Genomic DNA, 25,597 nt, shown 5'->3' with positions numbered 1-25,597 from the left:
CTCGTCGCCGGCGTGGCCACCGTCTCGACGCTCACCACCGGCTACGCGGCCCTCGCCGTGCTGCTGGCAGTCGGCCCGCTGCTCACCCTGGCACTTCGCCAGGGCCCGCCACACGCCCGGGCGGGCGGCTGAAACCCGACTGAGGACTACGCGGTCCTCGGCCGGCGGCCTGCTGCCTCTTCCTCCGCGGCTGCCGAGCCGGAACTGGACCGACGCGGAGCTTGCTTTCGCGTTCCCTACGGCGGCGGCCAGGCCGGCGGCGACGCGTCCGTGTCGGTCCCGCGCGGCCGTATCGGTGCGGGCATCGACGACAGCGTCCGAATGGCGCGGACCTCGCGCGCCTCGTGAGGCGATCCGCTCCTGTCCGGGGGCGGTTACCGCCCCGGCTGTGCCTGGCCCACGGTCGTGGGGTCCGCGAGGACACGGTCGCGGGCGGTCCGCACCGCTCCGTGGAGCGCGGCAGGGCGGCCCAGGGTGCCGGGGGTGACGGTGATCCGGGCGTCGGGGAAGGCGGTGCGGCGGGGTGCGAGCCGGGCGTCGATTCCCGGGGTGAGCCACGGTGCCCAGTCGGCGAGGTGTCCGCCGAGGATGATCTCGCCCGCGTCGGTGACGCCGACGATCGACTGGATCGCCGCGCCGAGCGCGTGCCCGGCGCGGTCCAGTGCCGCGAGGGCGGCCGGCTCGCCGGCCCGCAGGCGCCGCCCGAGTTCGGTCACCGCACGGGCCCGCCCGGGCGGCCCGCCGCCGGGTTCCGAGAGCCCGGCGGCATCGCACACCGCGCCCGCGCCGATGTAGAGGGACAGACAGCCGTACGCGCCGCACCGGCAGCGCGGCCCGTCGAACGCGACGGGAAGGTGACCCAGTTCCCCGGCCAGACCGTGACTGCCGGGATGGACCCGGCCGTCGACGAGGAGCGCGCCGGCGACCCCCGAATCGGACTTGACGAAGGCGACGGTGCCGGCGGCGGCTCCCGGCCGGGCGGCAGCCAGAAGGTGGTACTCGGCGAGCGCCGCCATGTCGGCGTCGTTGACCACATCGACGGGACAGCCGAGACCGGGCAGTCGTTCGGCCACGAGCGCGGCGAGCGGGGGCCCTGCGTCATCCACCCCGGTGAGCGTGATTCCGGCGGAGGGCACCGGTGCGGCGAGGGCGATGACCAGGCCGCCCGGGTGGACGCCCGGGGCGGGGGGCGCAGCCTCGGTGACGGCGTCGCGGACGGCGTCGGCCAGGCGTTCGCGAGGATCGAAGGGGCTCGGCCCCGGGCGCCGTACGACCTCCACCGGATCCCCCGCGAGACCGGATGTCACCACGTCGATCCGGTCCCATGTCACATGGGCCGCGATGATCCGCACCCGTTCGGGCATGAGCCGCAGGAGACGGCGCGGCCGGCCACGGCCGCCCCCGCTGGCCGCCCCGTCCTCCCGTACCAGGCCGCGCGCCATGAGGTCGGCCACGAGCGCGGTGACGGAGGCGTGCACGAGGCCGGTGGCTGCGGCGATCTCCGTCCGGGCGCACGGGGCGTGCGCGGCGATGTGCCGCAGCACCAGGGAGAGGTTGCCGCGGCGGACGGCGGCTGAGTCGGCGGGGGCGTTCACGCCTTCGATTGTGCCGGTCCGCCGTTCGACCGGTCCGACAGGACAGCTGCCTGTGTGTGGCGCATAGCCGGAGGACAGGGTCCTCTTATTTTTCGATGGTTGAAATTAATGGCCGTCGCCCGGACCGGGCGGCAGGGCGTCGCCGACGAGGAGAGCACCGTGAAGCACCGCGCAGTGAACCGCAGGACAGTAGTGATCGGGATCGGAGCGACCGCGGGCGTCGCGGCGGTCGGCGGGATCGCCCTGACCGCGCAGGCGGAGAACACCGGCTCCGGCGGGGAGGCGGCCTCGGGCGCGCTGGTCTTCGACCGGGACGACTACACCGAACTGACCGAGACCATCGCCGACGCCGACGGCACCAACCACTCGGTGACGTACCACTTCTACAAGCCTCGCGACTACGTCACGAATCCCAGCGACGACACCCATCAGAGCCTCGTGGTCAGCGTGCCCGTGAAGATCGACGGCAAGGCGGTCGACGCGAGCCGCGCGCCCATCGTCCTCGCCAACGCGGTCGGCGCCTACATGCCGACGACTGTCGCGAAGGCGACCGGCGTCGGCCAGGCGGCCCTGGAGATGACCGGCATCGGCGGCACGGGCGGCGGGATGCCGACGGGCCAGGCGTCCCCGTCCACCGGGGGCATGACCGGAGGCACCGGGGCCGTCAACGGCATGGTCAACCTCGCGAAGCTGGCCCTGGTGGCGGGCTACGTCGCCGTGGAGCCCGGCACCAGGGGGCGCAGCCTGACCGACTCCGACGGCACCTACTACGGCACCGCCCCGGCGGTCATCGTCGACCTGAAGGCGGCGGTGCGCTATATCCGGGCCAACAAGGGCCGCATCCCCGGCGACGTCGACCGGATCGTCTCCACCGGTACCAGCGCGGGCGGCGCCTCCTCGGCGCTGCTCGGCGCCTCCGGCGACAGCCCCCTCTACGACGAGTACCTCAAGGAGGCCGGCGCGGCCGATGCCTCCGACGCGGTCTTCGCCACCGGCGCCTGGTGCCCCATCACCGACCTCGAGCACGCCGACGGCGCGTACGAGTGGAACTGGGGCACCAACGTCACCCAGACCACCGGCAAGGTCGTCGACCAGGCCGTGGCCAAGGAACTCCAGTCGCAGTTCGCCGAGTACCAGGCCTCCCTCAAGCTGCGCGGCCTGAAGGGGTCGGGCTTCGGCACCCTCACCGCCCGCAACTACGACGACTACCTGCTGAAGACGTACCTCCAGCCCTCGGCCACGAAGTACCTGGCGGCGCTCTCGGACACGGACCGCACCGCCTACCTGGCCGAGAACACCTTCATCACCTGGGCGAACGGCAAGGCCACGTTCACCTGGGAGGGCTACCTCGCGCATGTGGGCGCCCGCAAGAAGACCTCGCCGGCCTTCGACGCCTTCGACCTGTCGGCAGGGGAGAACAACGAGTTCGGCACGGGCACCACCAAGGCCCGCCACTTCACGGAGTACAGCGCGAAGAACGACACCACCGGTCTGTCCGCCAAGCGGGTCGCGAGCGACATCCCCGACCTGCTCAAGCTGATGAACCCGATGTACCACCTTCTGGAGCAGCGCAACCCGAACCGCTCGAAGCACTGGTGGATCCGTCTGGGCACCAGCGACACCGACACCGCCCTGACCGTCTCGGCCAACCTCGCGTCAGCGGCCGACGGCCTCGGTGACGACGTCGACCACGCCTACTACTGGGACAAGGGGCATGCCACGAACGAGGACCCCGGTGACTTCCTCAAGTGGGTCGCACAGGTGACCGGATACAAGAAGTAGCCGTGTCGCGCGAACAGGCCCGGCCGGTTCGCGCGACACCCGAGGCCGGAGCAGGGCCGCACCGCCACCCTGCTCCGGGCGAGGCTCGAAGCCGGCTGCGCCGCCGCCGTGGCAACGGAGGCGCCGAAGGCGCGCCCCCGGGGCACCACCGCTCAGGGCACCCTTGAGGTTGCCCCGGAACCCCGGGCGGCCGGCTCGGGGAACACCTCGTCCACGACGAGGTGCCGGCCGCTGTGCGGCGGGCGTACCGGCAGCTCTGTCGGGTGCGGTGCAACGCGGCAGAGCCTGTCCCGGCTCCGTGGGCGGGTATTCAGGGGCGCAGCCCGTCGTCGGGCCGCGGGGACGGTCGGGCTGCCGGCGCGAATGCGGTGATGGCGTCGGCGAGGCCGGCCGGGGCTTCCAGCGGGATCAGGTGACCGGTGTGGGGGAGTACCACGAAGTCGGCTCGGGAGAGGTAGGGCACCAGGTTGTCGCGGAGCACGCCGACGGGCTCCACCTGGTCGTGTTCTCCGGCGACGACGAGAGCGGGCACGCTGACCATGCGCGTGTGCTCGGTGATGTCCTGCGCGATGCCGCGCAGCGGCCACTCGGTGCGGGCGGCGTCGGTGACGGTCCGCGAATCGGTCACGATCTGCGCCTTGACCGGAGCGGGCAGCTCGGTCGCGGTGAGGACGTGGTCCCGGGCCCCGGCCACGGACTCGGCGGAGTCGTAGGCGTGCGACAGGGCTTCCTGGTACTCGGGGGTGACCTGTGCGGCGGGCTTCGCCGGGCCGGAGCCGACGAGGACGATGCCGCGCAGGCCGGCGGGCCGGGTGGCCGCGACCAGCTGTGCGACCTTGCCCCCCATCGAATGCCCCACCAGGACGTAGTCGCTGACCCCCGCATCCGCGAGCACGGCGAGCGTGTCGTCGGCGAGCTGACCGAGCGTATAGGGACCGGGCAGAGCGCTCGACCGGCTCCACCCGCGGAAGTCGACCGTGAGCACGTCACGGCCCGCCAGGCGGTCGACGACGAGGTCCCAGGTGCGGGCAGAACCACCCCAATAGTGCAGGAACACCAGAGTCGGCCCGGTCCCCGGCCGATGGTCGTAAACGGGCAGAAGCGTCTGCTGCGTCGTGTTCATGATGGCTCTTCCGGTCGATGCTCCAGGCGATTTCCCTGTGCATTCATTGAAACTTCCGCACCCGGACAGGGCATCGGCGTGACTGGTCACCCGATGGTGAAAACTGGACACGTGAACGTGATCCGGCAGATGACCTACCAGCCCGCAGGACGCCTCGCAGCCTCGGTCGAGACGATGACGTTCGACCGCCTGCGCGAGCTGAACAACGGCGGCACGCAGCGCGCCGACTTCCACGTCCTGGCCGTCATCGACGCCGGACCCGGCTCGGTCACGGTCGATTTCCACCGCCACCCGCTCCGAGACCGGTCCGCGGTGTGGATCCCACCCGGCGCGGTGCACCGGTGGGACGACATCGCCGAAGCGGCAGGGCACCTCGTGCTGTTCGTGCCGACCGCGCCGGTCACCCACTCCACCCGAGAACTCGTCGCCTCCCCGGACCTGGCTGCCCACTGGAGCATCCCCGACGCCGACTGGCCCTTCGTCGACACGGCGCGCAGCCATCTCCTCCTCGAAGCATCCGCCCCACCCGGCCACGCCTCGACGGAACTGCCCGACATCCTGCTCTCCGCGCTCATCACCCGGCTGCACCCACCGCACGCCGAAGCACGCCTCACACATCCGGTGTTCCGGTCGTTCCGCTCCGGCGTCGAAGCGCACTTCCGGCAACACCACGACGCCGGCTACTACGCCCGTGCGCTGGGATACGCGCCCCGCACCCTCTCACGAGCGGTGCAGCGGGCCACCGGCCGCACCGCGAAGGCGTACATCGTCGAACGGATCACCCTGGAAGCCAAACGGCTCCTCGCACACGACCGCCTCACCGCCGCCCGCTGCGCCGACGTACTCGGCTTCCCCGACGCATCCAACTTCTCGGTGTTCTTCCACAAGGCCACAGGCAAACGCCCGGGCGCGTGGCAGGCGACGGTGGCCGCCGAGTGAGGAGGCGCTCACAAGAACACTCACATCCGTGATCACGTGGCGTCACAACCCTATGATCACCACCACATCGGCCTGCTGCTCCGGCCGTTCACCCGTTGGTGATGACGCGGTCGACCGTGTCCCGGCCCGGCGATTCCCAGGTTGTCGTCGTCGGCGATGCCCCCGGTGATCTCGTCCAGGCTGGGGGCGCTCGCTGCCAGGTACATCTCGTACAGCAGATCCTTGAGCTGTCGCAGCGCCGCCGGCCATCCCACGCGCGCCCGCTTCAGCGGCCGCTGCCGCTTCGGACTCTTCTTCGGGTCTGGCCGCCCGCCCCAACATCGCCATTCATCGCACCACCGTCTCCGATCGCACCCCCGCCGCCAGGGCATGAACAGCGGACATACGAGGGTCCGTTCAGGGCACGTCGCGCCTTGGAGTCGATCTCCTCGGGGGTCTCAGCGTGGACAGCGAGCCAGCCGGCTACCCCCATCCGCCCACCACACTTTGTGTGGAGGATTTCATGTCCCGCACGCGTCTGACCCGCCGCGAACGCCTTGCCCTGGCCGGGGCAGCCCTCTCCGGTGCCGTCTCCGGCATCCTCCGCTCCGCCATCACCTGGCTCCTGGACCGCCTCACCGACTTCACCCCCGAGGAGATCACAGCGGCCGCAGCCCGCCGGATCGCTACACAGGCGGCCGACGGGCGGGAAGGCCCCTCCTGATCTGATCAGCCGTCGGCCCCAGTGGACCTGGATCTGGGAGCCGACGCCTACCTCACGATCGACCGGCACCCCGTCCTTCTCCCGCCCATCGTCGTCAGTGACCTCTTCGGCATCCACCCCTACACCGCCTACGCCTGGTCCCAATACGCCCAGAACAGCTGGCCGGAATACCTCGAAGCCGCCAGAGGTCGAGCACTTCTTGGCTGAGGTCGGCGAGTGTGATCGAGTTGTCGTCGAGCCAGGTCATGAACTTGATCGCGGTCCGGATGTCCACCCGGTCGTTCGCGGCGGCGCCAGCGGTGTAGCGGCCCTTGTCCGCCCGGCGTCGGGCGTCGCGCAGGACGCCCCACTCGGCGAACGGGCGGATGACGCGGGCGTGGTGCGGGGGCAGGTCCGCGAGCGTGTCGTTGAGAGAAAGGATCCACACATCTCGGGTAGCCGGCCCGTGAGCGGGTACGCGACATGCCGCTCGGTTCTCTGAGAACTTCGAGGGACGGAGTGGTCCCATGGCCGGCAGTCGGGCGCACAGCCTGTACCACCGCTGCTCCCACCGGAAGGGCAGCCTTCCGCGGGGCAGCGCCGGGCGGCACCCGACGGCCGCGCGCGGAGGGCCCCGCCCGCCCGCTCGCACCCCAGCCGACCATGCCCTCGACGAACTGGTCGCGCTCTCCCGCACCCTGTTCGGCACTCCGGACGAAGTCGAGATCCTGCGCCTGGCCATGGACCACATAGCCGCCGCGGGGCCATACAGTGCCGAGGCCGGATACCTCAATGTGGGCGGCGACATGGTCCCCAGTCCAAGGGACGGGCAGATGCCTGCCGTGGCCGTGAGCCGGAGGGTGCGGGAGCTGGCCGGGCAGGACGGCAACGTGACCGTACCCGGCAGGCCCTGGGGCCGGGCGCTGGGGCTACGCGGACTTGAGGGACTCCACGGCTACCTCGTGGTGACGTCCCGCTCCCGGCCCACCGAGGCCGAGCGATCTCTGCTCGCCACGCTCGTCCGGCACACCGCTGCTGCACTGTCAGTCGCTTCCGCACATCGCCGCCGACGCGAGGACGCGCTGGAGCTGCACCGACTGAGGGACGAACGCACAGCCCTCCAGCGGCAGCTGATCTCTGTGGTGGCTGAGCTGGGCTACGAGCTTGCCGTTCACGCGCTCATGGCCGACGTCGCTGCCTCGGGTGGCGGCGCGGAAGCTGTCACCCGCGCACTGCACGGGCTCACCGGACTTCCTGCGCTGGTCGAGGACCGCTTCGGTCGGCTGAGGTCCTGGACCGGCCCCAGCCGCCCCGTCCCCTATCCCGAACCGGACCCAGTGCGCCAGGACGACATGCTGCACGCCGTCGCCCGTCAGGCCGGGCCGGTGCGGATAAGGGACCGGCTGATCACCCTGATCCGATCGCACGGCGAGATCCTGGGCGTGCTGGCCCTGGTCGATGTCCGGGACGAGGCCGACGAGCACACCGTGCTCGCGCTGGAACGCGCTGCCGCGTCACTCGCCCTGGAGCTGACGCACCTGCGCGATCTGGCCGAAGTGGAGCTGAGGCTGCACCGCGAGCTGGTAGACGACCTCCTGGCGGGGACGGACGAGGCGAGCGCCTACGCCCGGTCCGAGGCAGCCGGACACGACCTGCACCGCAGCCACTACGTCGTCGTGGTGCAGTGGTCGAACCGCACCGCCGACGACTCCTTCACACAGACCGTGGGGCGGGCGGCTTCTGCCGTGGGCATGCGCTCGCTGCTGAGCCGACGCTCCGACCACGTCGTCCTGGTCGCCGACGACAGGCCGCACCCCCGCGCACTGTACGACGCGCTCGCCCAGGAGACCGGAACACGGTCCGGGACGATCGGGGTGAGCGCCCCTTCCGACTCCCTGAACGACATCCCCCAGCACTACCAGGAGGCGCAACGCGCCCTGGACGTGCGCCGCCACTCCCGCGAGCGCTACGGCACGTCGTTCTTCGACGAGCTCGGCCTCTATCGCATCCTGGGACCCGGCAACGATTACCGGGAACTGGAGACGTTCGTCCAGGAGTGGCTCGGGCAGCTCATCGACTACGACTCCCGGCATCACGCGACCTTGGTGGAGACCCTGTCCCGGTACTTCGACTGGGGCGGCAACTACGACGAGACCGCAGAATCCCTCGCGATACACCGCAGCACGCTGCGCTATCGGCTCCAGCGCATCCGCGACATCAGCGGCCACGACCTCGCGAACGTCGAGGACCGGCTGAACCTCCAGGTGGCGACCCGAGTGTGGAAGATCGTGCTGGGCGGACCCGGCTGACGCCTCGCTGGAACTCCTGCGGGAGTGGTGACAGCAGCGCTGCAGTGGGTGGGCCGGGCGGCGGCATCTTGGCCGCCCTGCGGATGCCGGGACGGCCGGCGGCGACCTGGTCGAGCAGCCGGGTGCCGGCTGCGGAGTCCTGCATACCGGCCGCGGTGACCAGCACCGCCAGGAGGAGGCCGATAGGTTCGGTTACGACGCGTCTAGGTTCGGTTACGACGCGTCGCCTGCGGCCCGCGATCTTCTTACCCGCGTCCGCGCTCTGGCTGGCGGAGGGAACGCTGGTGGAGGTCTTCAAGTCCGTGCTCGGAGGTCCAGGCGTGGCCGCGGTGCTCGAAGCCCCGGGCTGCAAGAACCGGGCTCATGTGTTGGCCTTCTTGATGCGTCTCCAGCAGACAGGCTGCAGGCGACGGTGATGAAGGCGTCGTGGAGTTCGGTGCGCCGCTCCCAGCGGACAGCGGGACGACCAGGGCGCGAGCCAACCGGCCTTGGCCAGAGTCCCGTTGCGTGCCCGTGAGGCGTTCGGCGAGCACCGACGATTCGCCGTATCTGCACCGGGGATTCCGCGTATCCACCATCGATGCGCACCGCATCGGTGCGCACTGCACGGCTGTGGTGTGGACCGACTGTCGCGCGGCGCACCAGGTGCCCACGGTGGCGCGCTACTGGTGCGCACTCGGCCGCTTGAAGCACAGCCCGTCCACCCCGGCCGCCGTCCACGCCAGCCAGTCCCGCGTCAACGTGAACGGTGCCGCCAGGCCGCGGTCCGCGACCGAGGCCTCCGGCGCCGCCCGATGCCGCGCGTACGGCCACGGTCAGGTCGTCGCCTCGGTGGACCAGGTCGAAGGCCACGAATCCTGGTCGGCGAGGTGCGCGCCCGTCCGGCGGCGTGCCCTGCCGGAGTACTTCGCATCGATCCTGCTGAACCCCTGCGCAGCGCCGAGCCGCTGCCGCAGGAGAGGCTCGTGCGGGCGACGACAGCTTGGATCGGGCCACCGAGCAGACCGCGCGGCCTGGGACCTCAGCGCCGTCCTCAGCACCGTTGCTCACGCTGCTGATGGCCACGACCTTGCGGGGAAAGGCCGCACATGCCGCGCCACCGCTTCTGCCGGCCTCCCACCGGCCTGGATGTCAAACAAGCGCTTGCGAGCGATTCTCATGGCGTGCGCGCAGCCGTGTTCCGCGCGCCGGGATACCCGGCGCTAGACGTTTTGGAACGCGTTCGGCAGTTGCGACATGACGTCGTTCGGCAGTTGCGACATGACGTCCTGGAACTCCGTGCCGGGGACGGCCTCTCCCAGAGTCATGAAAACCGCCGCAACACTCCTGCGCGCCACGGTCTCATCGACGCCCGCCCGCTCACTCACTCGCCGGACGAACTCGTCGACCCCGATTTTCTGCCCGCCATCCTCCGGTGGGACCAGGGGCGGGGCGATCTCGGCGGGCAGGACGCCGGCCAAGTGCCTGACCTCGCCGCCGGTGACCCGCTCGGCCAGCGTCAGCATCGTGGCCCGGGTCAGCTCCCTGGCCTGCTCCTCGGGCACTTGGGCCCGCCGGCTGACGAGCTGGATGAACTCGTCGCTGCCCATGGCGCCTCCAAACGGGGGCAAACCGGGGGAAATCCGGCGGGTGAAGGAGGTGAGTGAGCGGCCCCTGCCGGTTACCCGGGTGGCGCAGGATTCCGGATTCCGATAAAGGGAGAAGAAGGCCATGACCCACAGTACGAGCGCCCGGGACGTGGTGGAGGCCATCAAGGATGTCGACTTCCCCGCGGGCAAGGACAGGCTGATCGAAGCGGCGAGCCGGTCGGGCGCCGCGCCGGATGTCGTGAAGGCGCTGCGCGGCATCCCGGCCGAGCAGTATGCCAACCGTGAGGAGGTGGCGCGGTCGGTGCGCGTGGATCCCGCCTCCGACCTTGGGCTGAGCCCGGCGCAGCGTGCCGAGCAGGCCCGCGAGGGCGGCAGGCCGGGGCAGTCCCAGCATCTGCGCGATGTGCCGAAACCGCCAGTCGAGGAGGAGCTGGACAGCTGACGGCCGGGCCGCTCGGTGCCAGCCACGCCCCTCAGCGGGCGTGCCGCCTCGCCACCCGGTCGGCGTCGCCGTCGGTGCCGAGTGGCCCGGCCGGGGCGAGGTTCTCCTCGACGTCCAGGCGGGGCAGCCTGCCGGCGAGCCACGCGCAGCACCAGTGGTGGCAGCATGGCCCGCACGGACTGGACCAGCCGCAGCCAGGCGGGCGCGCACACGGCGGTGCGGCGCCGCTCCAGGCCGTCCACGATGCGGGCGCCGACCTTCTCGGCGTCGTACACCCTGCGTGCCCCCACTGCCCGCCCGTGATCCGGACAGGGCCGACACCGTCGCGGGCCCGGGGCGGTGGGGCATCCGCCCGCCGTACCAGTTGGGAAAGCTACAGTGCGCCGCGTCGATCGCGCGCCCTACGTCCTCCGCGCTCAGCGCCGGGAACTCACGGACCCTTTCACCGGTGTACGGGTTGACCGTGGCGATGGGGCTTCCCTGGGCAGTGACATGGGCGTCCATGACGCCTCCCTGGAGTCGGGGCCCCTCGGTTTTCCACGCCCGGACCCGATCACACGTGCTGATTCGTCCCATGCCACGGCAAGCTGGGGCACCCGGGTCCTCTGTGGTTCACGTCGAATGCGCAGAGTCGCCGCCCGAGTTCGGCTACCACCGGCGCCGTCATGGTGTGGCTTTTCGCCTGTGTGCGATACGACGAGCTCAACCTGGCCGGCCAGGCCCTGCACACCACGCTGCACGGAGGCGTCAAGCTGTGGGTAGTCACCGCCGTCCGTGGGCGGGCGCGGGCCGGGTCGGCGTGGCAGGCTTGCATGGGATCCGCCCCGTTCGTCGCAACACAGCAGCGAAGGAGGACGACGCATGGATGAGCAGGAATTCGTCCGTACCGTCGCCGAGCGCACCGGACTGAGCCGGCAGGAGGCGGCGGACCTGACCTGGGCCACGCTTGAGACGCTGGCCCACAGGCTGAGCCCGGGGGAGGCCAGGGACCTGATCACCGAACTCCCCGAGGGCCTCGCGGATGCGGTGCGCCGGGGAACCACGGACCGCATCGAGCGCTTCGGCCACCACGACAGCGTGCGGCGCGTGGCCGAACGCACCATGCTCAAGGAGGAGGAAGCCGACCGGGGTGTGCGGACCGTACTGGCCGTGCTCCGCGACGCGATCAGCGATAAGGAGTTCAACGACCTGATGTCGCAGCTCGGAACGGACTTCTCCCAGGCCCTTGAATCCGCCGGGTGACCTCAGGGCCTTCGGCACGGCGCCCGTGTCACGGCGCCAGCGGTCCGGACTCTGCGTGTGCGCCGGGGTGCGGTGGGTGACACCCGCGGATCGCCGGTCCCTCGCGGGCGCATGGCGCGAGGCGCACGAAGGTGTGGTCATGACGGCTGACGTGCCCAAGACCTCCTCCGGCAGATCCGTGCGCGTCGTGCTGTTGGCCGACCCCGGTCTGCCGTCGGAGATCGCCCGGGCTCTCGCCCCCCGGTTGCCCGACCATCTCCGCCGGGCAGTCCGTGCTCGGGTCGGACGGCAGGTCGACACGAGGGTGTCGTTCACCGACTCGATCAGCTGCCGCACGGACTCGTACAGGTCAGTGGTGTAGTCGGCGCCCTGGGGCGGCTGTCGCCGGCTGGGTCCGGTGGCAGGCCAGCAAGTGATAGAGCGCCCGGCATGGCCTTCACTCCTCTGTCGGCAGCTGGTCAGGAGTTTGGTGGTGTCGGTGGTTCGGTGCCGCGCACAGGGGCCGACGGGGCCGGTGCACGATCTCGATGTCGTTGGGCAACCCTGTGAAGCGGGTCGACTCGCCGTCCACCTCCAGTTCGGCAACTCCGGCCGGCCAGCGAGATGTTGTGGATGCGCAGACGTCCGTAGCGGGCCGGCCAGGCCGGGTCGACCCGTACCTGACCGTGCGACATCCAGGGGTCGATCCGCAGCGGCGCGCACCAGTTGAACCGGGCCGGCAGCGGCCCAGGCCTGCGGTGAGCACGAGGTGGGATACGGCAGCGGCGCGTCGTAATCGCTGCGGTCGAAGCCGCAGAACAGCTCGGGCAGCCGGCCGCCGAAGGCCTCCGCGGCGTCGAGGATGCCGGTGGCCACCTGCTGGGCCTGCTCTACGAAGCCGTACCGCATCAGGCCTGTGGTCACGAGGGCGTTGTCGTGTGGCCGCACCGAACCGTTGTGGTAGCTCATGGGGTTGTACGCGCCCATTGTGGACGCCGGCGTGCGCACACCCCAGCCGGTGAACATCTCCGGTGACAGCAGCCGCTCCGCCACCTGCTCGGCCTTGTCGCGGTGGGCGATCCCGGTCCAGAGGCAGTGGCCCATGTTGGAGGCCAGGGCGTCGAGCGGGCGTTTGTCCCGGTCGAGGTGAACCAGGGGGCACCCGCGGCGACCGCCGTGTGCTCGGGGTGCCGCGGGTCGAAGACGCGCAGCGCGCCCAGGTCCTCCAGGCTCCGCCGCAGCGTCCTGTGCAGTCCCGGATCACCGATGTCGGTGACGCGCGGTGTGCTCTCGCGCGCAGAGCGAACTCATGTTGGAACGTCGGCGCCACGTTGGCGAGGGAATGCGCGAGGACCTCCGGTTGCGCAACCTCAGCACGCGTCCGATGACGGTGCCGGTCTCACTGCGCGTGGGTGCCGACTTCGCCGATCTGTTCGCGGTCAAGGAGGGGCCGCGTACGCGTGGTGGGCAAGATCAGCACACCGGCGAGGGTCTGGGATTCGTGCTGCTCTGCGGCTCCTCTAGCCCGGGGCGCCGACGAGAGCCTCGAAGTCCCGGGGCAGCTGGGACATGACCTGGCGGAACTCGCCGTCACTGACTGCGTCCCTCAGGGTGCTCAGCTCGGCCCGTACGCCCTCGCGGGCCTCGTCCGGGCTCACCCCTGCTCGCCTGCTCACCCGACTGACGAACTCGTCGAGTCCGAAGGGCTCGGCCTCCGGAGTGGGGGAGACCAGCGGTTCCTTCAGCGGCTTGGGCAGTTCGGACGCGAGGTCCTCCGCCTCACCCCTGGTGAGCCGCTCGGCCAGTGTTTCCAGGGTGGCGCGGGTGAGGGGCTCCGCCTTTTCCGGGGGGACAGGGGCGCGCCGGGCGATGGTGTCGATGAAGGTGTCGTAGTCCATGAGTGGTCCTTCTTCTGAAGCTTGCAGCTGTCCGGGGTGGGTCCTGAGACGGCCACCGAAGGGTGCAGCGTGCGTGTGGGGGTGGTGGGCTGATGCGTGTCAGGGTGCGTGCGCCTCAGCAGAGGTCGAGTGACATCGGACATCTCTATGCTCCAGATGCGGGCCGCACTCTGCCTGCTCCGTGCGGGAGGAAAAGCAGTCGGCTCGGTACACCTCCGAGCACAAGTGCAGACGGCCGCCACCACGGCAGAGCCGCGGTCCTCGGGGACGCCCGGCGCCGGTCTGTCAAATCTGCGTCAGGGCGCTGTGCCCGTGGGCGCGGTCGGCTTTCCCCCGTCGCGTTCCGGCTGGCCCGTTCGCCGTCGAGAGCCTGCTGCGGGCGAGCTGTCGGGCGATGCCCGTCAGCCGCACTTCCAGTTCGATGGAGACCGTGAGGGCGCGGCCGGCGCGGCTCTCACCCGCACCCGAGAGATGGGCATGACCTCGGACGGCCGTACGGCTGGCCGGAGGATGCCTGCGCATTTCATGCTGCTCTGCCAGGGTAGGAGGCAGCGTTCTTTTTCGGCCTCGGGTGCGGAGGCGCTCAGCAGGGGGCTCTGCGAATCTCGACCGGGTAACAGCCGAGGGCGGCGCGGGCGTGAGCGAACGACGCCGTCCGGTTCCTGGCGAGGAGGCGAGAGGCATGACCGTGATGGGTGTGTCGAAGTTCGAGAGGTTCTTCCGCGCCGCCGCAGGTCTCGATGTGGACAAGAACGACCTGAAGCGGTACGGCGACTTCGTCGACGCCAAGCTCTACGACCTCCTGGTCGTCGGCCAGGCGTCGGCCAAGGCCAACGGCCGGGACACCGTCGAACCGTGGGACCTGCCGATCACCAAGGGCCTCCAGGAGAGCATCCACCGGTTCCGGCGGCTCGACGAGGAGGTCGAGCTCAAGCCGATCCTGGAACGGCTCGCCGCGCATCCTCCCCTCGACAGGACACCCACCCGGGAGACCGAAGAGCGCTACCCCGAGATCATCGGCGGTCTCAGCGTCGCCCTCGCCGAGACGTTCAAGATCATGTATCCGGATGACAAGAACCCGCAGACCGGCCAGTGGGAAGGCGTGACCGCGGTGTTCGACCGGCTGCTGTAGCAGTCGCGCCCCGGTGCATGCCGTCGCTCGCGACGACGGCCGGACCAAGGATGTCCTCCACCGGGACGGCAGTTCCGGCTGGTCGCGCGCACATACGCGCTCGGGACACCCTCGACCGGGCCTTGCGGTCCCCGGTCCGGAAACCGGAAACAGGGATGCGGACGGGCCCTGCCGGGTGTCCCTGCCGCACGCCTCGTACAACCAGCGACTCGTGAAGGGAGCCGTATCGTGACACAGGAACTCCGGGGGATGCGGGTGGGAATCCTGGCCGCCGACGGCGTCGAACGCGTGGAACTCGACCAGCCGCGCGGTGCGTTGCAGGGCGCAGGGGCGAAGACCGAGATCCTCTCGCTCCATCACGGCGAGATCCAGGCCCGCCAGTTCGACCTCAACCCGGCGGGAACCTTCCCCGTGGACCGCCTGGTCGCCGACGCCTCCGTCGACGACTACCACGCCCTGCTCCTGCCCGGTGGCACCATGAACCCTGACCAACTGCGCATGGACCGCGACGCGGTGCAGTTCGTCAGGGACTTCATGGCCAGTGGGAAACCGGTCGCATCGATCTGCCACGGCCCGTGGACCCTGGTGGAAGCCGACGCCGTGCGCGGCCGCCGCCTGACGTCCTGGCCCAGCATCCGCACCGACCTGCGCAACGCCGGCGCGGAGGTCGTCGCCGACCAGGAGGTGGTCGTCGACGGGCAGCTGGTCACCAGTCGCGGCCCGGCCGACCTGCCCGCCTTCTGCGCCGCCGTCGTGGAGCAGTTCGCCCGGGCGCACCACCCCATGCCCGGCTGAACCAGGGGCCTGGTCGCTGCGGCGAGAGCAGGCGGTGCACGGCGGGGTGGGCCTGCTGGGCCCGCCCTCCCCCCCAAGGGCCAGTCGGCCGTGGCGTCGCTCCGTACGGCCGCCGGTCCGTAGCCTCTCGCAGCCGCGTCGACCGCCACGCCCGGGACGGGATCGCCGCGGTGCGCCGTGCCGGCGTGGCAGGGAGGAAGCGGTCCTGCGTCCCGGGTGGGAACCAGGGACAGCCGTCCGCCTCCTGAGCGTCGGTGGAGACAGTTCCTTGTGCCGGACGGTCGGCCCTGGGATCAATCCCCCTGAGGACCCTGCCACGAGCCGCCCACCGGAATCGTCGTCCCGCTCCCTGCCCTCGTAGACCGAGCGCCGGTGCCACTTTTCGACCCGCTGGGCGCAGGCGGGGTGACCGGGTGCGGAGCCACCCTGGGGCCTGCAGGGGCCGCTCGGCGGTCCGCCGGCGGAAGGAGTGACCATGACCGAGCAGGCCCGCAGGACCGTTGCCTCGTACGCGACGTACCAGGAAGCCGAACGTGCCGTCGATCACCTCGCCGACCAGGGCTTTCCGGTCCAGAAGGTGGCGATCATCGGGCAGGACGTGCGCCTGGTCGAACAGGTGATCGGTCGAGTGGGGTATGGTGCGGCCGCCCTCCACGGCGCGGCCACCGGAGCGCTGCCCGGCGTGCTCATCGGCTGGATCTTCGGGCTGCTGAACTGGCTGAATCCGGTCGTCTCCGGTCTGCTCCTCGCGCTGTACGGGCTGATTTTCGGAGCGGTCGTCGGTGCGCTGCTCGGCGTGCTGTTGTACGCGGCCCAGGGCGGCCGCCGGGACTTCGCCTCGGTCCGCTCGATGGAGCCCAGCCGGTATGACGTCGTGGTGGACGAGGACGTCGCCGATGAGGCCGTCCGGCTGGTCGCCGGGCTGGACAGCAGGGCCGGCGCGAACACGGAGAGCGCCTCCTCCAGGGGCCGGCGCCCGCGCGACGACCCCGCCCCCAGCTGAACGAGTTTCGAAGCCGGGCGGACAGGGCCCGGAGGATGAACGGTCGCCGACGGACGTCGACCGCCGCGGAAGGAGTTCCTCATGGCCAAGGCAGTGGGCATCGACCTGGGCACCACCAACTCGGTGATCGCCGTGTGGGAGGGCGGCGAGCCGTCCGTCGTGCCCAACAGCGAGGGCAACCGAACGACACCGTCCGTGGTGGCCTTCACCGACACCGGGGAACGTCTGGTGGGCCAGCTGGCCCGGCGCCAGGCGATCCTCAACCCCAAGGGCACCATCTACTCGGCCAAGCGGTTCATCGGCCGGCACTTCGACGAGATCCCCGACGAGGCCAAGGCCGTCGCCTACGACGTCGTGCCGGGAGACAACGGCGAGGCCCGCTTCAAGGTGCGTGACAAGCTGTACGCGCCTGAGGAGATCAGCGCCCTGGTGCTGCGCAAACTCGCCGACGACGCCTCCAAGCAGCTGGGGGAGCGGGTGACGGAGGCGGTCATCACGGTGCCCGCCTACTTCAACGACGCCCAGCGCACCGCGACCCGTGATGCCGGACGGATCGCGGGACTGGAAGTGCTGCGGATCATCAACGAGCCGACGGCGGCCGCCCTCGCGTACGGCATGGACAAGAAGCAGCACGAGACCGTCCTCGTCTTCGACCTGGGCGGCGGCACCTTCGACGTGAGCATCCTCGATGTCGGCGACGGCGTGGTCGAGGTGCGTTCCACGGCGGGTGACAGCCATCTGGGCGGCGACGACTTCGACCGGCGTCTGGTCGACTACCTCGCGGACGACTTCCAGAAGGAGAACGGCATCGACCTGCGCAAGGACCCGCAGGCGCTGCAACGCCTGTTCGAGGCGGCGGAGAAGGCCAAGACCGAGCTCAGCTCCGTCACCCAGACCCAGGTCAGCCTGCCGTTCGTCACCGCCGACGCCTCCGGGCCCAAGCATCTCACCGACTCGATCATGCGGTCCACGTTCGAGCAGATCACCGGTGACCTGGTGGAGCGTTGCCTCGGTCCGGTCCAGCAGGCCATGGCCGACGCCAAGGTCGGCGAGAGCGACATCGACGAGGTCATCCTCGTCGGCGGTTCCACCCGCATCCCCGCCGTCCAGGCACTGGTGCGCCGGCTGACCGGCGGCAAGGAACCCAACATGAGCGTGAACCCCGACGAGGTCGTGGCCCTGGGCGCCGCGATCCAGGCCGGGGTGCTCAAGGGCGAGGTCAAGGACGTCCTGCTGCTCGACGTCACCCCCCTGTCGCTGGGCGTGGAGACGCGCGGCGGAGTGATGACGAAGATCATCGAGCGGAACACCACCATCCCGGTGCGCCGCAGCGAGACCTTCTCCACCGCCGAGGACAACCAGCCCGCCGTCGACATCGTCGTCCTCCAGGGCGAGCGCGAGCGGGCCGCCGACAACCGGGTCCTCGGCCGCTTCCAGCTCACCGACATCCGGCCGGCGCCGCGGGGCGAACCGCAGATCGAGGTCACCTTCGACATCGACGCCAACGGCATCCTCAACGTCAGCGCACGCGACAAGGACACCGGCAAGGAACAGGGCATCACCATCAGCGAGAGCTCCAACCTCGACCGCAGCGAGGTCGAACGCATGGTCCAGGAAGCCGAGAGCAACCGGGGCCAGGACCAGGCACTCCGCGAGGCCGTCGACGCCCGCAACGAACTCGACGCGATCGCCTACCAGGTCGAAAAGCGTCTGAACGAACTGGCCGACGCCGCGCCCGCGCACGAAAAGGCGCGAGCCGAGATGCTGGTGGCAGAGGCCCGCGACGCGGTCAAGAACGAGGCCGGAGTGAACAAGGTCAGGCCGCTGAGCTCCGAACTCCAGCAGGTCTACGCCGGGCTCGCCGCCCACCAGGCCGAAGCCGCGGCGGCGAGCGGTCCGTCGGACACCACCGGGCCGGACAGCTCCGGGCAGGGCGGTGCCGGCGCCGACGAAGACGTGATCGACGCCGAGTTCGACAAGGGCTGAGGTACCCGCCATGCCGATACCCCCCCAGGACCGATCGTCCGACCTGCCGCCCGAAGGCGCCGCACCACCGCCGCAGGGCCACCTGCCCGAGCCCGCGCCGCCGACCACGCAGGCCGAACCGGGGCCCGACGCGGCCACCGGTCCGGCCGGGGCCGAGGACGAGTACACGGCCGCGCTGAAAGAGGTCGAGGACCGCTGGCGGCGTGCTCTCGCCGATCTGGACAACCTGCGCAAGCGACACGCCAGGGAACTGGACCGGGAGCGCGCGATCGAACGCGCCCGCACGGCCGCGGCCTTCCTTCCCGTCATCGACAACCTCGAACTGGCCCTGAACCACGCGGGCTCCGACCCCGGGGCGATCGTCGAGGGGGTTCGCGCCGTGCGCGACCAGGCCGTGTCCATCCTTGAACGCCTTGGTTACGAGCGTCACGCCGAGACCGGCGTCCCGTTCGACCCCTCCCGGCACGAGGTCGTCGGCGTGGTCCAGGACCCCGACGCCGAACCGAACACCGTGGCGCAGGTGCTGCGCCCCGGCTACGGCGAGGCCGAGCGGCAGCTGAGGCCGGCCGCCGTGACCGTCGCCAAGCGGGAGTGAGCGGCCATGGCACGCGACTTCTACGAGGTTCTCGGGGTCCCGCGAGACGCCGACAAGGACGAGATCCAGCGGGCGTATCGCAAGCTGGCCCGCAGGTACCACCCGGACGTCAACAAGGACCCCGCGGCGGAGGAGCGGTTCAAGGAGATCAATGAGGCCTTCAGTGTCCTGTCCGAACCCGACCAGCGGGCCCGTTACGACCGCTTCGGCGAGGACTTCCGGAAGGTTCCCGAGGACTGGGAGGAGCGGGTCGGTGCCGGCGCGGGACCCGGCGGCGGCTTCCGCTGGTCCACCGGGGACGGCCCCCGGGTCCGGTACGCCACCAGCGGCTTCGGCGCGGAGGGCGTCGACGTCGACGACCTGTTCGGCTCCCTCTTCGGGGGCGCCGGACGGGTGCGTGTCCCCGGAGCCGACCAGGAGGCCGAACTGCCGCTCACCGTCGAGGAGGCCTACCGGGGAGGCCGCCGCACCGTCACGCTCGCCGGTCCCACAGGGCAGCCGCGGCGGTACGAGGTCGACGTGCCACCGGGTGTCACCGACGGGCAGCGTATCCGGCTGGCGGGCGAGGGCGGCCGGGGCAACGGTGACGCCCCCGCGGGGGACCTGTACCTGCGGGTGCGGATCCAGCCGCACCCCCAGTTCCGCCTCGACGGCCGGGACGTGTACGTGCAGCTTCCGGTCACACCATGGGAGGCCGCGCTGGGCGCGACAGTTTCGGTGCCCACGCCGAGCGGGGCGGCGGCGAAGGTGAGCGTGCCCGCGGGCTCGTCCAGCGGCCGACGGCTGCGGCTGCGCGGTGAGGGCATGCCGAACCCGCGCGGTACGAACGGCAACCTCTACGCCGAGCTCCGGATCATGGTGCCGTCCAGGCTCGGCGACCGGGAGCGCGCACTCTTCGAGGAGCTTGCCGCCGTCTCCTCGTTCGACCCCAGGAGGACACGATGAGTGACCCACGCGCCGGGGAGCGCCAGGCGTCTCGGCTGACAGCTCCCGCGCCGGCACGAGTCCGGTACGCCATCGTGCCGGTGCCCAGGCTCTCTCTGCAGGCCGTGGCCCACCGCTCCGGCGTCCACCCCGACCTCGTCCGCCGGTTCGTCGCTCTGGGCCTGGTCGAGGCCGAGCGCGACGCCTCCGGAGGGCTGGTGTTCGCCCCCACGGCCCCGGCCGCCCTGGCCCGCGTCCAGCGGTTGCGCACCGGGCTGTGCCTCAACTACGCATCCCTCGGTCTGGTGCTCGACCTGCTGGACCGCATCAGCCTGCTCGAAACCGCACTGCGTCGCGCCGGTATGAGGAGTGAAACACCCCCATGGACATGAACCGTCTCACCCAGAAGTCCCAGGAAGCCCTCCAGGAGGCCCAGAGCACGGCCGTCGGCATGGGGCAGACCGAGGTCGACGGGGAACACCTGCTGCTCGCGCTTCTCGATCAGGAGGACGGTCTGATCCCACGGTTGCTGCAGCAGGCCGGCACCGAGCCGAAGGAGCTGCGCGCTGCCGTGCGCGAGGAGCTCTCCCGCCGCCCGAAGGTGACCGGCCCGGGCGCGGCGCCGGGGCAGGTCTTCGTCACCCAGCGCCTGTCCCGCCTGCTCGACGCGGCCGAGCGGGAGGCCAAACGCCTCAAGGACGAGTACGTGTCCGTGGAGCACCTGCTGCTGGCCCTGGCCGAGGAGGGCTCGGCGACCGCCGCCGGGCGCCTGCTCAAGGAGCACGGCGTGACCCGGGAGTCGTTCCTCGGCGCGCTCACCCAGATCCGCGGCAACCAGCGGGTCACCTCCGCCAACCCCGAGGTGGCCTACGAGGCTCTGGAGAAGTACGGCCGCGACCTGGTCCTCGAGGCCCGCTCCGGGCGGCTGGACCCCGTCATCGGCCGTGACGCGGAGATCCGCCGCGTCACCCAGATCCTCAGCCGCAAAACCAAGAACAACCCCGTCCTGATCGGCGACCCCGGCGTCGGCAAGACCGCCATCGTGGAGGGTCTGGCCCAGCGCATCGTGCGCGGTGACGTGCCCGAAGGACTGCGGGACAAGACGGTGTTCGCCCTCGACATGGGCTCGCTCGTGGCGGGCGCCAAGTACCGCGGCGAGTTCGAGGAACGCCTCAAGGCCGTGCTGAGCGAGGTGAAGGCCGCCCAGGGGCGCATCCTGCTCTTCGTCGACGAACTCCACACCGTCGTAGGAGCGGGCGCCGCCGAAGGGGCCATGGACGCGGGCAACATGCTCAAGCCGATGCTCGCCCGCGGTGAACTCCACATGATCGGCGCCACCACCCTCGATGAGTACCGCAAGCACATCGAGAAGGACGCCGCCCTCGAACGCCGCTTCCAGCAGGTCCTGGTCGACGAACCGAGCGTGGAGGACACCATCTCCATCCTGCGCGGACTGCGCGAACGCCTGGAGGTCTTCCACGGCGTGAAGATCCAGGACACCTCGCTGGTCGCGGCGGCGACGCTCTCCCACCGCTACATCACCGACCGGTTCCTGCCCGACAAGGCCATCGACCTCGTCGACGAGGCGTGCGCCCGGCTGCGCACCGAGATCGACTCGATGCCCGCCGAACTCGACGGGATCACCCGCCGCGTCACCCGCCTGGAGATCGAGGAAGCCGCCCTGTCCAAGGAGACCGACCCCGCCAGCAAGGCCCGCCTGGAGGAGCTGCGCAGAGAACTGGCCGACCTGCGCGCCGAGGCCGACGCCAAACGCGCCCAGTGGGAGGCCGAGCGGCAGGCCATCCGCCGCGTGCAGGAACTGCGCCAGGAACTGGAGCAGGTCCGCCACGAGGCGGAGGAGGCAGAACGCGCCTACGACCTCAACCGCGCCGCCGAACTCCGCTACGGCCGCCTCCAGGACCTGGAGCGCCGGCTGAAGGCCGAGGAGGAGCAGCTGGCCGCCAAACAAGGGCAGAACCGGCTGCTGCGCGAGGTCGTCACCGAGGAGGAGATCGCCGAGATCGTCGCAGCCTGGACCGGCATCCCCGTCGCCCGCCTCCAGGAGGGCGAACGCGAGAAGCTGCTGCGCCTCGACGAGATCCTGCGCGAGCGCGTCATCGGCCAGGACGAGGCCGTCAAACTCGTCGCCGACGCCATCATCCGCGCCCGCTCCGGCATCCGCGACCCGCGCCGCCCCATCGGCTCGTTCATCTTCCTCGGCCCCACCGGCGTCGGGAAGACCGAGCTGGCCAAGACCCTCGCGGCGGCGCTGTTCGACTCCGAGGAGAACATGGTCCGCCTCGACATGAGTGAGTACCAGGAGCGGCACACCGTCAGCCGGCTCATGGGCGCACCACCCGGATACGTCGGCTACGAGGAAGGCGGCCAGCTCACCGAGGCCGTACGCCGCAAGCCGTACTCGGTCGTGCTGTTCGACGAGATCGAGAAGGCGCACACCGACGTCTTCAACACCCTGCTGCAGGTCCTCGACGACGGCCGCATCACCGACTCCCAGGGCCGCACCGTCGACTTCCGCAACACTGTGATCATCATGACGTCGAACATCGGCTCCGAGCATCTCCTCGACGGCGCCACCGCCGAGGGTGAGATCAAGCCGGACGCCCGCGCCCTGGTGATGGGCGAGCTGCGCGGGCACTTCCGCCCGGAGTTCCTCAACCGCGTCGACGACATCGTGCTGTTCAAGCCGCTCGGCGAGCGCCAGATCGAGCGGATCGTGGAGCTGCAGTTCGACGAGCTGCGCCGTCGCCTCGCCGAACGCCGCATCACCGTCGAACTCACCGACGCGGCACGGGAGTTGATCGCCCACCAGGGTTACGACCCGGTGTACGGGGCCCGGCCGCTGCGGCGTTACATCTCCCATGAGGTCGAGACGATGGTCGGGCGCGCCCTGCTGCGCGGTGACGTCCAGGACGGCGCGACGGTCCGCGTCGACGCCGAGGCGGGGGAACTGGTGGTCACCTACGACCGGCCCGAGGACGTGGAGGGAGCGCGGGCGGCATGAGCACGATGCAGGCGACGACCGTCAGATGTCCCAACTGCGGGCGCGCCAACCGGGTGCCCGTGGCCGCGGAGGGCCGCCCCAGGTGTGGCCACTGCAAGCAGCCCCTACCGTGGATGGTGGACGCGGGCGACGACGACTTCACCGAGGTCGCCGAGCGGGCCGACGTCCCCGTCGTGGTCGACCTGTGGGCCACCTGGTGCGGACCCTGCCGCATGGTCAGCCCCGCACTGGAGAAAGTCGCCACCGATCTCGCCGGCCGAATCAAACTCGTCAAGGTCGACGTCGACAGGAACCCGCGACTGTCGCAGCGTTTCGAGGTCCAGGCCGTACCGACACTGCTGGTCCTCGACCGGGGCGAGACGGTCGCCCGGCAGGCGGGGGCGGCGCCCGCCCCCGCTCTGCGCCAGTGGGTGGAACAGTCGATCACCACCAGGAAAGGGTGATCCGGATGACCCTGCATGCCGACCCCCACCTCGCGCTTGTCCGGCCGGTCCAGCCGCTGACCCCAGGAGGGTGTCAGGAGTGTCTGATGCTCGGCTCCCCGTGGGTCCACCTGAGGCTCTGCCTGACCTGCGGCCACGTCGGCTGCTGCGACTCCTCGCCGAACAAGCACGCGCGCAAGCACGCAGCTGCCGTCGACCATCCGATCGTGCAGTCGTTCCAGCCCGGCGAGGAATGGCGCTGGTGCTACGTTCACGAGGCGTTCGTCTGATGTCCGGCGACCAGTCGCTGCCGGGCGAAGAACCGGTGCCGGAGAAAGCGGACGAGGCCGCCTTCTGGGAGACCCCGGACATCTACGGCGCGTATCCGCGTCTCACGGAGGACCAGACAGCACGTCTGGCGGAGCACGGGCAACGCCGGAACATGGCTCCGAACGACGTTCTGATCCGGGAGGGCGAGCGCTGCGAGACGTTCTTCGTCGTCCTCAGCGGTACCGTCGCCGTCGTCGAGGACCACGGCACTCCTGAGGAGCACGTGCTGCGCGTGCACGGCCCAGGTCGCTTCATCGGCGAACTCGGCCTGCTGTACGGACAAGTGGCCTTCTACACCGCTGTCGCCAGGGAGCCGGGCGAAGTCCTTGTCGTCTCCTTGGACCAGTTGCGCCACCTGGTGTCCCAGGATTCCACCATCGGGGACATCGTGCTGCGCGCCTGTCTGTGCCGTCGCGCGCTGCTCGTCGGACAGGGCGCCGGCTTCCGCATCATCGGCTCGCGCTACTCGCCCGACACCAGACGGCTGCGCGAGTTCGCCGTCCGCAACCGGCTGCCGCACCGCTGGATCGACCTGGAGACCGACGAGGAGGCCGAGGAGCTGCTGCGCCGCTTCGGCGTCGGCCCGGCGGAGACACCACTCGTCATCTGGCGGGACACCACCCTGTTGCGCAACCCCAGCAACGCGGAACTGGCCCGGCTCATCGGCCTGCCGTCCCTACCCGCCGGAAACCGTCACGGCGACGTCCTCATCGTAGGCTCCGGACCCGCCGGCCTCGCTGCCGCGGTCTACGCCGCCTCCGAGGGTCTGAGCACCACAGTGGTGGAGGCGATGGCCACCGGCGGCCAGGCCGGCACGTCGTCCCGCATCGAGAATCTACTCGGATTCCCATCCGGCATCTCCGGCGCCGAACTCACCGAACGCGCCGTACTCCAGGCCGACAAGTTCGGCGCCAGGATCAGCCTTCCGCTGGAGGCGACCGGTCTCCATCCCAAGGACGACGACCACTACGTCGTGGCGTTCGCCGACGGCAGCGAAATCACCGCCCGCGCGGTCGTCCTGGCCATGGGTGCCCGCTACCGCCGGCTCCGGGTGCCCGGCATCGAACGCCTGGAGGGAACGAGCGTGCACTACTCGGCGACCGTCTACGAGGCCCAGCAGTGCCGCACCGACCCGGTGGCCGTCGTCGGCGGAGGCAACTCGGCGGGCCAAGCGGTGCTGTTCCTCGCCGGGTACGTGCCGAAGGTGCACCTGCTGGTCCGAGGAGCCGGCCTTGAGGCCAACATGTCCCGCTACCTGGTCGACCAGGTCGAGCGCCATCCGCGGGTGGAGGTCATGCTGCACACCGAGGTCACCGAGGTCATCGGCCAGGAAGTGCTGGAGGAGCTCGACGTGGTCGACAACCGCACGGGTGGGCACCGCCGGCTCGCGGTACGGAGCCTGTTCGTCTTCACCGGCGCCGAACCTCACACCGAGTGGCTCGCCGGCGTCATCGCCCTCGGCTCCCGCGGCTTCGTCCTCACCGGGCCGGAGGCCCAGGAAGCCTGCGCCTACCCCGAGGTGTGGCACGGCCGCGGGCGCTCGTGCATGACCCTGGAGGCCAGCCTGCCCGGTGTCTTCGCGGTAGGGGACGTCCGTAGCGGCTCGGTGAAGCGCGTGGCCTCCGCGGCCGGTGAGGGCGCGATGGCCATCCACTTCGTGCACCGGCACCTGGGACACTCGGCCGTACCCGGCACCACGGGCACGTCAGCTGTCGCGGGCCACTCGGACGTCTCCCCACGCATACGTCACAAGGAGTCCGCATGGCTCGCATGACGAATGGCGGACGATGAGATCACGAGAAGGAAGA

The 25,597-nt window shown here is 70.6% G+C and carries 24 protein-coding genes and 1 pseudogene; 19 read left to right on the top strand and 6 right to left on the bottom strand.

Going from position 1 to position 25,597, the window contains the following annotated elements:
• Positions 1-374: 374 nt before the first annotated feature.
• On the bottom strand, positions 375-1,595 hold the full coding sequence (locus tag ACFYWQ_RS42725) for an ROK family protein (protein ID WP_389526004.1): 1,221 nt from the start codon (positions 1,593-1,595) through the stop codon (positions 375-377).
• 108 nt (positions 1,596-1,703) lie between these two features.
• Between ACFYWQ_RS42725 and ACFYWQ_RS42720 the strand changes: the two genes are divergently transcribed.
• Positions 1,704-3,377 carry a subtype B tannase gene (locus ACFYWQ_RS42720; RefSeq protein WP_389526001.1) on the top strand — a complete coding sequence of 558 codons (1,674 nt, stop codon included), beginning with the start codon at positions 1,704-1,706 and terminating at the stop codon, positions 3,375-3,377.
• Between the two features lie 310 nt (positions 3,378-3,687).
• On the opposite strand, the gene ACFYWQ_RS42715 is transcribed toward ACFYWQ_RS42720, so the two are convergent.
• On the bottom strand, positions 3,688-4,500 hold the full coding sequence (locus ACFYWQ_RS42715) for an alpha/beta fold hydrolase (RefSeq protein WP_389525998.1): 813 nt from the start codon (positions 4,498-4,500) through the stop codon (positions 3,688-3,690).
• A 111-nt stretch (positions 4,501-4,611) separates the two neighbouring features.
• Here ACFYWQ_RS42715 and ACFYWQ_RS42710 point away from each other — a divergent pair, with 111 nt between their 5' ends.
• Complete coding sequence (locus ACFYWQ_RS42710; RefSeq protein ID WP_389525996.1) at positions 4,612-5,439, top strand: helix-turn-helix domain-containing protein; 828 nt, start codon at positions 4,612-4,614, stop codon at positions 5,437-5,439.
• Positions 5,440-5,495: 56 nt separating this feature from the next.
• On the opposite strand, the gene ACFYWQ_RS42705 is transcribed toward ACFYWQ_RS42710, so the two are convergent.
• Positions 5,496-5,693, bottom strand: a complete 198-nt coding sequence (locus ACFYWQ_RS42705; RefSeq protein WP_389525993.1) for a hypothetical protein — start codon at positions 5,691-5,693, stop codon at positions 5,496-5,498.
• A gap of 248 nt (positions 5,694-5,941) precedes the next feature.
• Here ACFYWQ_RS42705 and ACFYWQ_RS42700 point away from each other — a divergent pair, with 248 nt between their 5' ends.
• On the top strand, positions 5,942-6,142 hold the full coding sequence (locus ACFYWQ_RS42700) for a hypothetical protein (protein ID WP_389525991.1): 201 nt from the start codon (positions 5,942-5,944) through the stop codon (positions 6,140-6,142).
• 506 nt (positions 6,143-6,648) lie between these two features.
• Positions 6,649-8,430: a PucR family transcriptional regulator gene (locus ACFYWQ_RS42695; protein ID WP_389525989.1), complete on the top strand. Its 1,782-nt coding sequence runs from the start codon at positions 6,649-6,651 to the stop codon at positions 8,428-8,430.
• A 76-nt stretch (positions 8,431-8,506) separates the two neighbouring features.
• Here the strand turns inward: ACFYWQ_RS42695 and ACFYWQ_RS42690 are convergent.
• Positions 8,507-8,728: pseudogene (locus tag ACFYWQ_RS42690) on the bottom strand (IS5/IS1182 family transposase); the annotation flags it as partial.
• Positions 8,729-9,632: 904 nt separating this feature from the next.
• Positions 9,633-10,019, bottom strand: coding sequence for a DUF2267 domain-containing protein (locus ACFYWQ_RS42685; RefSeq protein ID WP_389525987.1), 387 nt, complete (start codon positions 10,017-10,019; stop codon positions 9,633-9,635).
• Between the two features lie 121 nt (positions 10,020-10,140).
• On the opposite strand from ACFYWQ_RS42685, the gene ACFYWQ_RS42680 reads away from it, so the two are divergent.
• From ACFYWQ_RS42680 to ACFYWQ_RS42665, 4 genes are all read left to right on the top strand, one after another.
• Positions 10,141-10,461 carry a DUF2795 domain-containing protein gene (locus ACFYWQ_RS42680; protein WP_389525984.1) on the top strand — a complete coding sequence of 107 codons (321 nt, stop codon included), beginning with the start codon at positions 10,141-10,143 and terminating at the stop codon, positions 10,459-10,461.
• 165 nt (positions 10,462-10,626) lie between these two features.
• Positions 10,627-10,764, top strand: coding sequence for a hypothetical protein (locus ACFYWQ_RS42675; protein ID WP_389525982.1), 138 nt, complete (start codon positions 10,627-10,629; stop codon positions 10,762-10,764).
• 558 nt (positions 10,765-11,322) lie between these two features.
• Complete coding sequence (locus tag ACFYWQ_RS42670; protein WP_389525979.1) at positions 11,323-11,703, top strand: DUF2267 domain-containing protein; 381 nt, start codon at positions 11,323-11,325, stop codon at positions 11,701-11,703.
• Between the two features lie 1,261 nt (positions 11,704-12,964).
• Positions 12,965-13,255, top strand: a complete 291-nt coding sequence (locus ACFYWQ_RS42665; protein ID WP_389525976.1) for a glycogen debranching N-terminal domain-containing protein — start codon at positions 12,965-12,967, stop codon at positions 13,253-13,255.
• Here the strand turns inward: ACFYWQ_RS42665 and ACFYWQ_RS42660 are convergent.
• Positions 13,203-13,580 carry a DUF2267 domain-containing protein gene (locus tag ACFYWQ_RS42660; RefSeq protein ID WP_389525973.1) on the bottom strand — a complete coding sequence of 126 codons (378 nt, stop codon included), beginning with the start codon at positions 13,578-13,580 and terminating at the stop codon, positions 13,203-13,205. The genes ACFYWQ_RS42665 and ACFYWQ_RS42660 overlap by 53 nt on opposite strands.
• Before the next feature lie 682 nt (positions 13,581-14,262).
• Between ACFYWQ_RS42660 and ACFYWQ_RS42655 the strand changes: the two genes are divergently transcribed.
• The 11 genes from ACFYWQ_RS42655 to ACFYWQ_RS42605 all read left to right on the top strand — a co-directional run bounded on the left by ACFYWQ_RS42655 (position 14,263) and on the right by ACFYWQ_RS42605 (position 25,563).
• Positions 14,263-14,712 (top strand): DUF1931 family protein, encoded by a 450-nt coding sequence (locus ACFYWQ_RS42655; protein WP_389525970.1) that lies wholly within the window; start codon positions 14,263-14,265, stop codon positions 14,710-14,712.
• A 228-nt stretch (positions 14,713-14,940) separates the two neighbouring features.
• Entirely contained in the window at positions 14,941-15,507 is a 567-nt protein-coding gene (locus ACFYWQ_RS42650) for a type 1 glutamine amidotransferase domain-containing protein (RefSeq protein WP_389525967.1), read from the top strand.
• A 475-nt stretch (positions 15,508-15,982) separates the two neighbouring features.
• Positions 15,983-16,510 (top strand): general stress protein, encoded by a 528-nt coding sequence (locus ACFYWQ_RS42645; RefSeq protein WP_389525965.1) that lies wholly within the window; start codon positions 15,983-15,985, stop codon positions 16,508-16,510.
• 81 nt (positions 16,511-16,591) lie between these two features.
• Positions 16,592-18,496 carry a molecular chaperone DnaK gene (dnaK, locus tag ACFYWQ_RS42640; RefSeq protein ID WP_389525962.1) on the top strand — a complete coding sequence of 635 codons (1,905 nt, stop codon included), beginning with the start codon at positions 16,592-16,594 and terminating at the stop codon, positions 18,494-18,496.
• A 10-nt stretch (positions 18,497-18,506) separates the two neighbouring features.
• On the top strand, positions 18,507-19,091 hold the full coding sequence (locus tag ACFYWQ_RS42635; protein WP_389525960.1) for a nucleotide exchange factor GrpE: 585 nt from the start codon (positions 18,507-18,509) through the stop codon (positions 19,089-19,091).
• 6 nt (positions 19,092-19,097) lie between these two features.
• Positions 19,098-20,036: a DnaJ C-terminal domain-containing protein gene (locus ACFYWQ_RS42630; RefSeq protein ID WP_389525957.1), complete on the top strand. Its 939-nt coding sequence runs from the start codon at positions 19,098-19,100 to the stop codon at positions 20,034-20,036.
• Positions 20,033-20,407: a chaperone modulator CbpM gene (locus tag ACFYWQ_RS42625; protein WP_389525954.1), complete on the top strand. Its 375-nt coding sequence runs from the start codon at positions 20,033-20,035 to the stop codon at positions 20,405-20,407. The genes ACFYWQ_RS42630 and ACFYWQ_RS42625 overlap by 4 nt, the downstream gene beginning before the upstream one ends.
• Positions 20,398-23,037 (top strand): ATP-dependent chaperone ClpB, encoded by a 2,640-nt coding sequence (gene clpB, locus ACFYWQ_RS42620; protein ID WP_389525952.1) that lies wholly within the window; start codon positions 20,398-20,400, stop codon positions 23,035-23,037. Before ACFYWQ_RS42625 ends, clpB begins: the two co-directional genes overlap by 10 nt.
• A complete protein-coding gene (trxA, locus tag ACFYWQ_RS42615; protein ID WP_389525950.1) occupies positions 23,034-23,480 on the top strand; it encodes a thioredoxin in 447 nt (148 codons plus the stop codon). The genes clpB and trxA overlap by 4 nt, the downstream gene beginning before the upstream one ends.
• A 5-nt stretch (positions 23,481-23,485) precedes the next feature.
• A complete protein-coding gene (locus ACFYWQ_RS42610) occupies positions 23,486-23,749 on the top strand; it encodes a UBP-type zinc finger domain-containing protein (protein WP_389525947.1) in 264 nt (87 codons plus the stop codon).
• Positions 23,749-25,563 carry an FAD-dependent oxidoreductase gene (locus ACFYWQ_RS42605; protein ID WP_389525944.1) on the top strand — a complete coding sequence of 605 codons (1,815 nt, stop codon included), beginning with the start codon at positions 23,749-23,751 and terminating at the stop codon, positions 25,561-25,563. The genes ACFYWQ_RS42610 and ACFYWQ_RS42605 overlap by 1 nt, the downstream gene beginning before the upstream one ends.
• The last annotated feature ends 34 nt before the right edge of the window (positions 25,564-25,597 follow it).

The organism is Streptomyces sp. NPDC003247 (assembly GCF_042888135.1).
In the GTDB taxonomy this organism is placed as follows: domain Bacteria; phylum Actinomycetota; class Actinomycetes; order Streptomycetales; family Streptomycetaceae; genus Streptomyces.
Note: the sequence above shows the minus strand (reverse complement) of the source record. Positions and strands in the feature narration are given on the sequence as shown.